The organism is Halapricum hydrolyticum (genome assembly GCF_025517535.1).
GTDB classification, from domain to species: Archaea; Halobacteriota; Halobacteria; order Halobacteriales; family Haloarculaceae; genus Halapricum; species Halapricum hydrolyticum.
The window spans coordinates 1-12,961 of sequence record NZ_JAOPKC010000023.1; the positions used below are offsets into that span (position 1 = coordinate 1).

General features: G+C 62.4%; 14 protein-coding genes and 1 tRNA gene. 11 read left to right on the plus strand and 4 right to left on the minus strand.

Annotated features, from left to right (window positions below; genetic code table 11):
- The first annotated feature begins 381 nt into the window (after positions 1 to 381).
- Together OB916_RS14260 and OB916_RS14265 are read left to right on the plus strand one after the other, a co-directional pair.
- Positions 382 to 1,125: a DUF502 domain-containing protein gene (locus OB916_RS14260; RefSeq protein WP_315909967.1), complete on the plus strand. Its 744-nt coding sequence runs from the start codon at positions 382 to 384 to the stop codon at positions 1,123 to 1,125.
- Positions 1,126 to 1,130: 5 nt separating this feature from the next.
- A complete protein-coding gene (locus tag OB916_RS14265; protein ID WP_315909968.1) occupies positions 1,131 to 1,541 on the plus strand; it encodes an archease in 411 nt (136 codons plus the stop codon).
- Positions 1,542 to 1,662: 121 nt separating this feature from the next.
- Here the strand turns inward: OB916_RS14265 and OB916_RS14270 are convergent, their stop codons facing one another.
- The gene (locus OB916_RS14270) at positions 1,663 to 1,839 is read right to left on the minus strand and encodes a hypothetical protein (RefSeq protein ID WP_315909969.1); all 177 of its coding nucleotides are present in this window, start codon (positions 1,837 to 1,839) and stop codon (positions 1,663 to 1,665) included.
- Positions 1,840 to 2,123: 284 nt separating this feature from the next.
- Here OB916_RS14270 and OB916_RS14275 point away from each other — a divergent pair, with 284 nt between their 5' ends.
- Both OB916_RS14275 and OB916_RS14280 read left to right on the plus strand, forming a co-directional pair.
- Complete coding sequence (locus tag OB916_RS14275; protein WP_315909970.1) at positions 2,124 to 2,489, plus strand: DUF555 domain-containing protein; 366 nt, start codon at positions 2,124 to 2,126, stop codon at positions 2,487 to 2,489.
- 58 nt (positions 2,490 to 2,547) lie between these two features.
- On the plus strand, positions 2,548 to 3,090 hold the full coding sequence (locus OB916_RS14280; RefSeq protein ID WP_315909971.1) for a CBS domain-containing protein: 543 nt from the start codon (positions 2,548 to 2,550) through the stop codon (positions 3,088 to 3,090).
- Here OB916_RS14280 and OB916_RS14285 read toward each other — a convergent pair.
- Entirely contained in the window at positions 3,087 to 3,479 is a 393-nt protein-coding gene (locus OB916_RS14285) for a YlbF family regulator (RefSeq protein ID WP_315909972.1), read from the minus strand. The genes OB916_RS14280 and OB916_RS14285 overlap by 4 nt on opposite strands.
- 142 nt (positions 3,480 to 3,621) lie before the next feature.
- Here OB916_RS14285 and OB916_RS14290 point away from each other — a divergent pair, with 142 nt between their 5' ends.
- The 6 genes from OB916_RS14290 (at position 3,622) to OB916_RS14315 (ending at position 10,944) form a co-directional block, all read left to right on the plus strand.
- On the plus strand, positions 3,622 to 6,717 hold the full coding sequence (locus OB916_RS14290) for an FAD-binding and (Fe-S)-binding domain-containing protein (RefSeq protein WP_315909973.1): 3,096 nt from the start codon (positions 3,622 to 3,624) through the stop codon (positions 6,715 to 6,717).
- Between the two features lie 64 nt (positions 6,718 to 6,781).
- Positions 6,782 to 8,011, plus strand: a complete 1,230-nt coding sequence (locus OB916_RS14295; RefSeq protein WP_315909974.1) for a DUF7343 domain-containing protein — start codon at positions 6,782 to 6,784, stop codon at positions 8,009 to 8,011.
- Positions 8,012 to 8,085: 74 nt separating this feature from the next.
- Positions 8,086 to 8,160: transfer RNA gene (locus OB916_RS14300), tRNA-Glu, on the plus strand.
- A 129-nt stretch (positions 8,161 to 8,289) separates the two neighbouring features.
- Complete coding sequence (locus OB916_RS14305) at positions 8,290 to 8,841, plus strand: hypothetical protein (RefSeq protein WP_315909975.1); 552 nt, start codon at positions 8,290 to 8,292, stop codon at positions 8,839 to 8,841.
- A 396-nt stretch (positions 8,842 to 9,237) separates the two neighbouring features.
- Entirely contained in the window at positions 9,238 to 9,441 is a 204-nt protein-coding gene (locus OB916_RS14310) for an SHOCT domain-containing protein (RefSeq protein ID WP_315909976.1), read from the plus strand.
- 54 nt (positions 9,442 to 9,495) lie between these two features.
- Positions 9,496 to 10,944 carry a multicopper oxidase family protein gene (locus tag OB916_RS14315; RefSeq protein WP_315909977.1) on the plus strand — a complete coding sequence of 483 codons (1,449 nt, stop codon included), beginning with the start codon at positions 9,496 to 9,498 and terminating at the stop codon, positions 10,942 to 10,944.
- Between the two features lie 224 nt (positions 10,945 to 11,168).
- Here the strand turns inward: OB916_RS14315 and OB916_RS14320 are convergent, their stop codons facing one another.
- On the minus strand, positions 11,169 to 11,462 hold the full coding sequence (locus tag OB916_RS14320) for a hypothetical protein (protein ID WP_315909978.1): 294 nt from the start codon (positions 11,460 to 11,462) through the stop codon (positions 11,169 to 11,171).
- A gap of 144 nt (positions 11,463 to 11,606) precedes the next feature.
- Here OB916_RS14320 and OB916_RS14325 point away from each other — a divergent pair, with 144 nt between their 5' ends.
- Positions 11,607 to 12,383: an HAD-IIA family hydrolase gene (locus tag OB916_RS14325; RefSeq protein ID WP_315909979.1), complete on the plus strand. Its 777-nt coding sequence runs from the start codon at positions 11,607 to 11,609 to the stop codon at positions 12,381 to 12,383.
- A 136-nt stretch (positions 12,384 to 12,519) separates the two neighbouring features.
- Here the strand turns inward: OB916_RS14325 and OB916_RS14330 are convergent, their stop codons facing one another.
- The gene (locus OB916_RS14330) at positions 12,520 to 12,870 is read right to left on the minus strand and encodes a cupin domain-containing protein (RefSeq protein WP_315909980.1); all 351 of its coding nucleotides are present in this window, start codon (positions 12,868 to 12,870) and stop codon (positions 12,520 to 12,522) included.
- Positions 12,871 to 12,961 lie beyond the last annotated feature (91 nt).

The following is a 12,961-nucleotide window of genomic DNA, read 5'->3' on the forward strand; positions in this document are numbered from 1 at the left end:
GGGTTCGGGACAATAATGATCGTGGCGTCGATGACCTGATGGAAGAAATCGATCACCTGTTCGTTCATTCAACAGCTGACGCTAACGTGCAAAGCTGAGATATAAGATACTATTCATCAATATATAATAAAAATAACTCCATAGCAGTCGCAGGACTTCAGTCGTGATCTACTTGATTCGCGCTATGACCCATCTACCGGCCGTATATGTCAGTTCAGCGTTGAAGCAGCAGTAGATTGTTGGTCAGTTCTCGGTAGTAACTGGCAGTCGTAGCGGGCAAACGTGGCACGACAACGCCACCCGGCCAATGCATGGTTCCCCTCAACAAATCGTCACTCGTGCCGACCGATTTTTGTGCTCTCACGGCGAGAGTCCGAACGGATGCAGACCGATCCCGGACAACCGAACGAACGACGCAGCGTTCGCGAGCAGTTCCGGACGGCGATGATCAGCGGCCTGGCGATCACCGTCCCGATACTGGTGACGCTGTTCGTGTTCAACTTCGCGATGAATCTCCTGCTGGACTCGGTGGGGCCGCTGGCGGAGCTGTTGCGGATGCTCGGGATCGACGGCGGACTCGCCCCTGACGTCGCCGCGCTGGTGACGTTGCTTGTGATCGTCTTCGTCGTTGGGTTCGCAACCGAACGGAGCCGCGCGTCCCGTCGGATCGAGGCGGCGTTCAACCGGACCGTCTCCGCGATTCCCGGTATCGGTGCCGTCTACAGCAGTTTCAACGAGATGAGCAGTCTCCTGTTAGACAGCGAGGTCCGGAGTTTCCGGGAAGTCAAACTCGTCGAGTATCCGGTCGAGGGATCGTACTGTGTGGCGTTCGTGACCGCCGAGACCTCCCAGAACATCCGCAATGCGGCGGGGATCAACGGGATGACGACGCTGTACCTCCCGATGGCCCCGAACCCGGTCATGGGCGGGTTCGTCGTCCACGTCGACGACGAGAAGGTCTACGACGTCGACATGACTGTCGAGGAAGGGATGCGATCGCTGGTGACCAGCGGGGTGGCGATCAACAATGCCGAGGACGTGCCAGTCGAGGAGATACCGGGCAGTGGCGACCGACCGATCGTCGAGCACGTCTCGGAACCGGACGCCGATTCCGGGAGCGGGTGAGAACCATGAGCTACGAACTACGTGAACACACGGCCGACGTCGCCGTCGAAGCCACCGGGAAGACGATCGATGCGGTCTTCGGGGCAGTCGCCGACGGCCTCGCCGCCGCGATGTACGACGACCCGCCCGAAGAGGGCGACCGATTCGAACTGACTCGAACGGCCGAATCCCGGGAAGCACTACTCTTCGATTATCTCGACGAACTCATCTACCAGCGAGACGTCAGGGGCGTCCTCCCGGTCGGAAACGAGGCGACTGTCCGAGAGACGTCGGAGGGCTGGACGGTGGAAGCCAGCGCTCGGGGCGTCCCGCTGTCGTTGATCACCGCTCGCGAGGTCAAGGCCGTCACCTACTCCGAGATGCAACTCGAACGGACCGACGGCGGCTGGCGAGCGTACGTGGTATTCGACGTGTGAGCCCACTCACAAGAAACGACGTGTGATCAGGACTCGTCGAGAATCTGTGGATACACAGACCCAAGAAGAGGCCGCAGCGACGCTATCGACGTGAGAGCGACAGAAACGGCGTACGACTGGATCAGGCCTGTTCGGCGGTCTGTTCGTAGGCGGCTTCGAGTCGATCGATCGCCCGGTGGATCGGAACAGCGATTCCGACCTGGCGGGCGACCAGTGCGACTGGCAGCATCGCGATGCCGACCAGTACGGTCAGTTGATACAGTGCGAACAGGGTGGCGCGGTACAGCCGTGATTCCATCGATTTGTCCTCGGTGAGAGGTGGGTCGTTTGGAGTATATAAATATTTCTGCGACACAAATGGTAGTTTGGCAGATCATGATAAATCACACCCGCCACGTCATGCGGTTCAGATAGGGTTGGACTATACTCAAGTAGATGTGATTTTCGCCGGAGTGACCGGTAATCGAGCGGTTGGAAACCGCCGGCATCGTCATAAGTTATAGGCATTATCGAGATGGCGTGCGCACCGAGCGTCGCGGCGAATCATAAAACACCAAGAGGCTCGGACCGGTATGGGCGTGTATGAATTACCTCGTCGCAATGGAAGCAGCCTGGTTGGTACGAGACGTCGAAGACATCGACGACGCGATCGGTGTGGCTGTCAGCGAAGCAGGGAAGCGATTGAACGACCAGGAGATGGATTACGTCGAAGTCGAAGTCGGTGCGACGGGCTGTCCAGCCTGTGGTGAGCCCTTCGACTCGGCGTTTATCGCCGCCGACACCGCACTCGTCGGCCTCGTCCTGGAAATGAAGGTGTTCAACGCCGAGAGCATGGAACACGCCCAGCGGATCGCCAAAAGCGAAGTCGGCGGCGCGCTCCGGGACGTCCCGCTGAAAGTCATCGAAACCGTCGAATTCGAAGCGGACGAAGAAGAGGCCGAGGCCTAACAACGCCCGTCCACCGACCGCCGGTACCTTTTTGTATTACCCTTGGTTATACAAAGATATGAAACTGCCAACGCCGGAGGACCTGCGCGAGCGGCGGACGGAGCTCGATCTCACCCAGAGCGAGCTCGCCGAGCGGGCCGAGGTGTCCCAGCCGTTGATCGCCCGGATCGAGGGCGGCGACGTCGATCCGCGCCTGTCGACGCTGCGGCGGATCGTCAACGCGCTCGAAGAGGCGGAGGGAAGTATCCTCCGTGCGTCGGACCTGATGAACCGCGACGTCGTCAGTGTCGCGCCGGACGACTCGGTCCACCACGCCAAGGACGTCATGGACGGGAAAGGCTACTCGCAGGTGCCGGTGATCCGGGACGGGTCACCGATCGGGTTGATCGGTAACACCGACATCCGCCAGCGATCCGAGGAGAACGTGGGTGAACTCCCCGTCGCGGAAGTCATGCACGAATCGATCGCCCAGGTCGAACCCGACGCCACGATCGACGAGGTCGATACGTATCTCGATCACAAGGCCGCCGTGCTCGTCGTCGAGAACGGAAAGACGGTCGGTATCATCACCGACGCCGACATCGCCGCGCACGTCTCCTAGTCCTGACAGCAGCTCCCGGCCTGCTCACCGAAATCCACCGCGAGCGGCTCGGAAATCAGTTCGTCGAGTTCCTGAAGCCGGCTTTCGAGCGCGGCCTGCGACCGGAGGTACGTCTTCATCACCGGCAGCGCGTGGAGTCGCCGTTTGGCGTCTTTCAGTGCGTCGAGATCGCTTTCGTCGGCCCGGTTGGTCTGTTTGGCGACCATGTACTCCTCGCGCACCTGTTCGAACTCCTCGATCCGTTGCTGTGCCGCTTCGTCGGCTTCGACGTCGGCTTTGGCGTCAAGATACGCCTGATACTCCGGCAGGTCGGTAATCGCTTCGCCCAGTGCCGTCGCCAGCGTCTCGGCGTCGGCCCCGGCCGTCGTCCCCTCGGTATCGACACTCATGCGACAGGCGTAGGGCAGTCGTCGGCTTGAACGTCCGGGAACCCACCGTCGGTTGCTGGCTCCGGGCGGTCCCGCCACAGGTCGCACCTCCTCACGCGCCGAGAGCGTGAGTTTAATCCTCGTCGGGTCGTAGCCAGTCCGTATGGGAACTAGCGACGGGATCGAGCCAGGGGTCCCACAACCGGACCCCACGACCGACGACCGGGCCGACTACGACTACACCGGCGGCGAGGTGGATCGACCGGGGCTCGTGGCGGATCTGCGTTCGCGCGTCTCCGGGGACGTTCGGTTCGACGAGTACACGCGCCAGCTCTATGCGACCGACGCCAGCGCCTACGAGGTGACGCCGATCGGCGTCGTCTTCCCGACCGACGCCGACGACGTCGCGGCCGTCGTGGAATACTGCGCACGGCGCGATATTCCGGTGCTTCCCCGGGGTGGCGGGACGAGTCTCGCGGGTCAGACAGTCAACGAAGCCGTCGTGCTCGACTTCTCGCGGTACATGACCGACATCGTATCGGTCGACACCGGCGCCGAGACCGCCCGGGTGGAGGCGGGGGCCTACCTCGAAGACCTGAACGAACACCTCAAAGAGGACGGGCTGAAGTTCGGTCCCGACCCGGCCTGGCGGGACAAAAGCGCCGTCGGCGGGGCGATCGGCAACAACTCATCCGGATCGCACTCGCTGAAGTACGGCATGACCGCCGCCTACGTCGAGAGCGCGGAGGTCGTCCTCGCGGACGGAACGGTCACGGAACTGGGCGAGGTGTCCCTCGAGGAACTCGCAGAGCGGGCTGACCCGGACGGCGACATCGAGGCGCGGGTCTGTGCGACCGTCCAGCGCCTGATCGAGGAGGAAGGCGACGAGATCCTCGAGGCGTTCCCGGACCTGAAGCGCAACGTCTCCGGGTACGACCTCGATCGGATGGTCGAGCAGGCTCGCGAGGAGAGTACGGTCAACATCGCGCGACTGCTGGCCGGCAGCGAGGGGACCCTCGCGACGATCACCGAGGCGACGCTCGGGCTGGAGACCGTCCCGGAGACCAAGTCCGTCGCGCTGCTGTTCTACGAGGATCTGGTCGACGCGATGGAGGACGTCTCGATCATCCTCGAACACGACCCCTCCGCTGTGGAGGTGCTCGACGACGTCCTGCTGGAGCTGGCGGCCGACACTGAGGAGTTCGGCGACCTCGTCGAGGAGATCTTGCCGGAGGGCGCGAAAGCGACGCTGCTGGTTGAGTTCTACGCCGACAGCGACGCCGAAGGCGAGCGCAAGGTCGCGAACCTGCTTGCGGATCGGGTCCCGGGCGTCGAAACGGTGGCCGAGCCAGATGCGGGGGCCGCCGAGATCACCGACGCCGACCCGATCGCCTTCGACGCGAGCGAGGCCCACGATGACGAGCGTCGGAGTCGCTTCTGGAAGCTTCGCAAATCCGGCCAGCCGACGCTTCTGGGCCGGACGACCGACGAGAAGCACATCTCGTTCATCGAGGACATGGCCGTCCCGCCGGAGAACCTCCCCGAGTTCGTCACCGACTTCCGGGAGTTGCTCGCCGAGAACGACACCTACGCGAGTTTCTACGCCCACGCGGGCCCGGGTTGTCTGCACGTCCGACCGCTAGTCAACACGAAGACGCCCGCCGGCGTCGCACAGATGCGATCGATCGCCGACGGTGCGACCGATCTGGCGGTCAAATACGGCGGTAGCGTCTCCGGCGAACACGGAGACGGTCGCGCGCGCAGCGAGTGGAACCGGAAACTGTACGGCCAGCCGGTCTGGGAGCTGTTGCGCGAGCTCAAGACGGCGTTCGACCCGGACTGGCTGCTCAATCCCAGCCAGGTCTGCGGGTACGCACCCGACGAGGAACTGCCCGCGGACGCTCCCGAACGCGCCCGGGTCGCGTCGATGACCGAACAGCTCCGGTTCGACCCCGAGTACGAACTGGACATCCCCTTCGAGCCGACGCTCAACTGGGACAACGACAACGGCATGCAGGGGATGGTCGAACTCTGTCACGGCTGTGGCGGCTGTCGCGGCCCCCAAGAGACGACTGGCGGGGTGATGTGTCCGACGTACCGCGCGGCCAACGAGGAGATTCAGGCGACGCGCGGCCGGGCGAACATGCTCCGGCAGGCGATGAGCGGCGACTTGCCGGACGATCCGCGCGAGGAGGAGTTCGTCGACGAGGTGCTGGACCTGTGTGTCGGCTGCAAGGGCTGTGCCAAGGACTGCCCGAGCGAGGTCGACATGGCCAAGCTGAAAGCCGAAGTCAAACACGCTCACCACGAGGAACAGGGCCCGGGGCTGCGCGACCGGATCTTCGCCAACGCCGATGCACTGTACCCGCTTGCCAGCGCACTCGCCCCGCTGTCGAACTGGGCGCAGAAGCTCCCGGGGACCGGCATCCTCCAGGAGAAGTTCTTCGGTATCGCCCGCGAGCGTGAGTTCCCGAGGTTCTACCGGAACACGTTCGTCGACCGCTTCGCCGATCACGAACCGTCCGTCAGCGAAGCGGAAGCCGACCGGAAGGTGTTGTTGTTCCCCGATACCTACACCAACTACAACCGTCCAATGGCGGGGATGGCCGCCGTCGAGGTGCTGGAAGCCGCAGGCGTGTACGTCGAGGTTCCGACAGACGTCGTCGACAGCGGTCGTGCGGCCCACTCGAAGGGCTTTCTCGACAAGGCTCGCGAGCACGCCGAGCACAACGTCGAATATCTCGCCCCGAAAGTGGACGACGGCTGGGAGATCGTGGCTGTCGAGCCCTCCGAAGCGGTGATGTTCCAGCTCGACTACCTGGATCTGCTCTCGGGTCACGACGTCGAACGCGTCGCGACGAACGCCTACGGCGTCGCCGAGTACCTCGACACCTACCGGCTCGACGAGCACATCGACTTCGACGCGCCCGAGGAGACGCTAACCTATCACGGCCACTGCCACCAGAAATCGACGAAAAAAGACCATCACACGGCAAACGTCCTGCGACGCGCCGGCTACGAGGTCGACGCGCTGGATTCGACGTGCTGTGGGATGGCCGGTTCGTTCGGCTACGAGGCCGAACACTACTCGATGAGCAAGGCGATCGGTTCGATACTGTTCGACCAGATCGACCGCAGCAGCGGCGAGTCAGTCGTCGCTCCCGGGGCGTCCTGCCGGGGACAGCTCAAAGACTACGCGGGTTCCGAGCCACCCCATCCGATCGAACGCCTGGCCGACGCGCTCGGGGAAACTCCCTGACGGCGTCGGCCCCATCTGGCCGTAGCACAGTACTTAACTATCGTGCAGGGGACTATACTGGTAGATGGTCCGCTGGCCGGGCGTTATCGCTCTCGTGTTCGTTCTCGCTGTCGGGACGGTCGCCGTTCTCGGCACACCGGCGGGTGCTGACGGAGTCGAGCAGCGACACGACACGAGCGTCGCCGAACCGGAAGCGGCACAGTTCGACGCGCAGGCAGGCGCTGCCGACACGGCTGGAACAGAGCTGCTAGCCGCGCCGGACGAGTTCGTCCGGACGACTCACAAGCTGACCGTCTACGACAACGGGAGCGTCCGGTGGACCGACCGACACACCAGGCCACTGGAGAACGAATCCGAGGAAGACGCCTACGAGACCTACGCTGCCGAGTTCAACGCAGAGGAGACGGAGCTGTATACGCAGTTTCGAGAGACCGCCAGCCAGCTGACCGAGAGGGGAACGGAGACGACCGGCAGGCAGATGAACGCTTCGAGCTTCGAGCGGTGGGCACACGTCGCCGAAACCGGCGAGAGTGGCTTCACGCTCGGAACCCAGGGCGTGGTCGAGATGTCGTTCACGTGGTCGAATTTCACCGAGCGGTCGGGCCAGCAGCTCCGGATCGGCGACATCTTCACGAACGGGCTCTCGCTGGGCCCGAATAGACGACTCGTGATCGTTACGTCGGGCGAGCTGCAGTTTATCGAGGTCGAACCGGCGCCCGACAGCATGTCCCGATCGAACCTCACCGACAGTCAGACCATCACCTGGACCGGAGAGCGGGAGTTCAGCCCGTACCGGCCGCTGATCAGGCTCGGGCCGGCGTCTACGGGTACGGCGACGACCACAGCGACGACATCCACAACCACGACAGACACGCCAGGCGGTGCCGGCGGCGACAGCGGTCCATCGATGTGGCTGCCGATCGGTGCCGTCGTGTTGGTCGTCACGGGCGGCGCCGGTGGGATCTGGTATCTCCTCCAGCGCAGTTCCGGGCCGCCGACTGAACCGGCGAAGCCGGACACGAGTGCAGAGACCGAGTCTGCACCACTCGAGCCCGAGGCGGTGTTGTCGGACGCCGACCGCGTGGAGGCGCTGCTGGAAGACCGCGGTGGCCGGATGCGCCAGTCCGAGATCGTCGAGGAGACAGACTGGTCGAAGTCGAAAGTGAGCATGCTGCTCTCTGATATGGAAGACGACGGCGAGATCACCAAGCTTCGGGTCGGGCGAGAGAACATCGTCAGCCTGCCAGGCCACGAACCGGATGCCGCCGGTTCACCCTTCGAGGACGAGGAGTAGGTCTGGGAGGCATCGGCATACGGCGATCGGAAACGGAACGGTTTTACGTATCTCCCCACTACCAGCGGATGCACGCTCTGGTGGTGTAGTCCGGCCAATCATCTTGCCCTCTCACGGCAAGGACCAGGGTTCAAATCCCTGCCGGAGCACTTTTGTGACGAACAAATCGTGAGTCGCAACTGCGACCAGGGAATCCAGGCCTCGATACTGGAGAGTAAGGTCAGAGGTAGACTAATATTCGTTGCCAACAAATCTAAGTCATACAGCGGAGGTATTCGATGGCAGCTCAACCTGACACAGGCAGTGGCCGCGACTTTATTACAGTCTTCAAGACCGGTTCAGTAGATCGAAGCGAAGACTCCAATCTCGCGGATCTACTACTCGAGGGGCGGACACAGCTTACCGCCGAAACTAGCTACCTGATGAAATTCGGTGACGAGTCATACCGTAGCCTTACTCCCTTTGACGTTGCTTCACTCCATGATGTCCCTGCTTACCCGTTACCGCAAACTGCACTAGACTCTTTGCCTGCTCACGTCCGAGCAGAACTCGAGCAGAACGGCGCCATCCAGATGGTCGCCTCGTACGACCCTGAGAACCACCAGTTCGAAGATGTCGACCTCGCATGGGACGATCAGGACTTCCTCGAACGAGTCACGGAACTTATCGCTGGCGAACTCTCGCTTCATGAGGCTATCGACTGGGTCGTCGTTGAGGAGGCAGAACGGTATACTGTCGCTCAGTGGGCCGATGTCCGAGATGTGACCGAAGATGCAGTTCGGTCAAATATCCACGCTGCTCGTGAGAAATTGCTTATAGAATCTGAGTGATTTCTACAGCCTCAGTTATATTGTTTCGAACTGAGGCGGTTACTGTCGTTTCAGCAGTTTCGAGGGAGAGTCTCCGGCCTCAAGGACCAAGGCGTGTATGCGCCGAGGGAGTCCGAGCGTTGTCCGCGATAGTCTCCGCAACGTCGAGCGTCATCGACGCTCACCCCTCTGCTCGTCTCATCAAATAACTGAACTCTCGTTCGATTATCGTGAACCGAACGTTCGTTCGCCTACCAGGGTAAAGGTCTCACCGAGCGGACAAGCACGACATCGACCGCGAACGACGGTTTGGGAGAGAATTGCTTGACACGCACAATACTTACGTCTCGGTCGCCTATGATAGGTATGATTTGGTCCTTGCTGTTGCAGATGGGCAGTGGAACGGGAGGCTGGTGGATGGTTTCGTTTCTCGGTCCACTCGTCGGTCTGCTGATCATGGGAACAGTCGTCTACCTGCTGTGGAGCGCGATCGCCGGGTCGACACCGGAATCCACGGAACAGACGAACGACGCCATTGAAACGCTTCGGAAACGGTACGCGCGCGGTGAGATCGACGAAGAGGAGTTCGAGGAGCGGGCCAGAATGCTCCGTGAACGATAGGACCGGATGCAGATATTCGCGCACTCAGATACGCAGACACAACAACAATACAACATGGATGACGATTTACACGGAATATCGAGGCGTCGAGCGCTACAGGTCCTTGGCGGTGCCGGTGTAGCTGCGCTCGCAGGTTGCACCTCGCTCGCGGAATCGGTTCCCGGGGACGACAGCGGGCTCACGGGCGATCCGACAGATGTCACACCGCGTGCGCCCCCGTCCGATCCAGCTGACGAAACGTTCACATTGACGGCCGCGCCGGGAGCCGATGCGTCGGAAGTATCCCGGTCGACGTGGCTGTACGACGACACGCTTCCCGGCCCGGAGATCCGGGCTTCGGAAGGGGACGTCGTCGGCGTCTCACTGACCAACGAACTACCCGACGAGACATCCGTCCACTGGCACGGACTGCCGGTCGCGAACGGGATGGACGGTGTCCCGAACCTGACACAGGACCCGGTCGAATCGGGTGATTCGTTCGAATATCGGTTCCGGGCTGATCCTCCGGGTACGTACTTCTACCACAGCCACGCGGGCCTGCAGCTCGATCGGGGACTCGCCGGGCCGCTCGTCGTCGAAGAGGACGAACCACACGTCGACTACGACGACGAATACGTGATCGTCCTCGACGATTATCTCCCGGATGCGCCGCGATCTCCGTCGGAATCAGACGGCACGTCTGGGGGCGGGATGGGTGGCGGCGGACCGATGGGCAGGATGATGAACGACTATCGACCGCCCTACGCAGGGATGACGATGAACGGACGTGGACCGTCGAACGCGCCGCGATTCGAAGTCTCGGACGGAGATCGGGTCCGTCTCCGGTTTGTCAACGCAGCCAGTGCGACGACGTTCCGGGTCCGGGCTGGTGGGCACGCCTTCGAAATCTCCCACGCTGACGGGCGACCCGTCGAGCCGGTTTCCGCGGACTCGTTCACCTTCGGTCCGGGCGAGCGTTACGACGCGATCGTCACCGCGAACAACCCCGGCACGTGGGCGATCGACGCGACGCCGGTTCGGGGATCAGAACCCGGTGCTCGGGGCGTACTCCAGTACGCCAGCACGAGCGACGGTCGAGCGCCGACGGCCCCCGAGACGGGTGGCCGAACGCTTCAGTACGGTGACTTGTGGTCAATCGGATCGATCGACGGGATCGACGGAACCCCCGATCGAACGTTCGATCTGACGCTCTCGCCCGGCGGCGACGGCTATAGCTGGGCGATCAGCGGACAGGTATTCCCCGACGCCGACCCGCTAGATATCCGTGAGGGCGATCACGTCCGCATCCACATGCGCAATCAGAGCCCGGTTCCGCATCCGATGCACCTCCACGGACACTTCTTCAGCGTCGGCAACGCGATCAAGGACACTGTCGTCGTTCCGGGGCATATGGGTGGGACCACGATCGATTTTAAAGCAGACAACCGCGGGAACTGGTTTTTCCATTGTCACAACCTCTACCACCTCGAAGCCGGGATGGCACGGGTCATTCGGTACGTCTGAAACGGACTGCCGTTGTCGGTCTCGGCCGTGTGAAAGTGTGATCCGAGCGGACGACGGCGATCACCTAGCGTGATTCGGAGCATTTCATCCGACGCTGCATATCTGTTCGGCATGACCGATCACTCACCCGATGGCTCGCCGTTCGTAGGCGAACCGGTGGACACGCGCCAGTGAATCATGCAGGCGACCTTTGCGACGATCCAGGAATACGGATTCGCAGAATCTCACTCACGCCGGAGTCGATCGGCGAGCTGTGCGGCGGTCGCTACGTGCTCGTTTGCTGTCGGGTCGTCCGTGTCCTCGACTTCGTCGAGCAGTGCCGCGATGTGAGTCGTACGCTCGCGGATCAGTTCGGGATCGTTCGGTGCGTCGACGAGGTCGGCCGCAACTGCCTGTGCTTCGCCGATCCAGCGATTTGCAGTGCGTTCGATCGGGAGTTCGGCCGTCGCCGCCAGGTGGTCGTGCAGTTCGACGACGGCGGTTCGGCGTTCGTCGGCATCTGCGATTGGTTCGGTCATCGGTGCGCTATGTAGGCCGCCACCGGACAAAAGCAACGAGCCGGTGGCAGTTATCCACACACAGTTGGGAGTCACTGTCGGGCTCGGCAATTCACCGTCGAGCAAGCGGAGCGACTTTGACCGCCGCACGCGTACGTGGCGACAATGACATTCGCAGGTGCCGTCGTCGATCTCGACGGCACGGTCTACCTGGACGGCGATCCGATCGACGGCGCGCTTGAAGGACTCGAACGGCTCACGTCGCTCCCGGAAGGCGTCTGGTTCGTCTCGAATAACCCGTCGCACAGTCCGAGCGAATACGTCGATCGACTCGACGACATCGGCATCGAGACGCGAGCTGATCGGATCCTCTCGTCGGGCGTCGTGACGACCCAGTACCTCGCCGACGCCCACGCCGGGGACGTCGTATTCGTGGTCGGCAGCGATGGGCTCCGTCGGCAACTGCGGAACGCGGGCGTCGCCCTCTGTGAGACGCCTGGGGCCGCCGACGTGTTGCTCGCCTCGTGGACGACCGAGTTCAGCTACGACGACCTGGTGGACGCGATCCGGGTACTCGAAGACGATGTCCCGTTCTACGGCACCGATCCCGATCGGACGTTTCCCGGCGACGACGGGCGACCGATCCCGGGATCCGGGGCGATCATTCGCTCGGTCGCCGAGACGGCCGAGCGTGACCCCGACCGGATATTCGGGAAGCCGTCGGACACGATGGTCGAAGCGATACGGGAGCGGATTACGGGATCGCCCGGCGAGTATCTCGTGATCGGTGACCGCCTCGAGACGGACGTCGCGCTCGGAGAGCGTGCCGGCATGACGACTGTCCGTGTGCGGACCGGGACTGATGGCAACTCGAGCGGCGACGTGACGCCCGATTACGTCCTCGAGTCCCTCGGCGACATCGAGACAGTGTTGGACGGGTGAACGGCTCTGGCGCCCGTCCCTCGATCGGGGAGACGTTTCACTCGACTCGACAGAGTTATACTGTCGGCTGTAACATTTCGGCAGGATTTCGCCACCCGGTGTGGCGAAAATCTCCGCGAACGTACAGCCGGCAGTATCAGTCCAGCCAGACGGTGTCGTCGTCGGTCAGATTTACCTTGAAGACGAGGATCCGGAACGGCTGGTCGGACTCGTTGAACACCTCGTGGACGTCCCCGGGTTCACAGATGATGACCTCGCCGTCGGTCGGGCTGAACTGCACGTCGTCGATCACGAGCGTCCCGCCCGCCTGCAGGACGTAGAAGACCTCCTCGGTCTCGCGGTGGTAGTGTGGTTCGACGTGTTCGCCGGGCGGGACCTCGACCACCTGGAGGAGGTTGCCGTCGAAGCCGATCGTCTCTTCGGTGGCCAGGATCTGCTTTCGATAGCTGTCGCGTTCGATCCACTCAGAGGGGTCGGGACGTTTCATAGTGTGAACGTTTCACGAGGGAGAGTTTCAAGTTTCTGCCCGGTAGTCACAGGATAGTTCCCACTGAAAAGGAGTTACTGTAGAATATGAC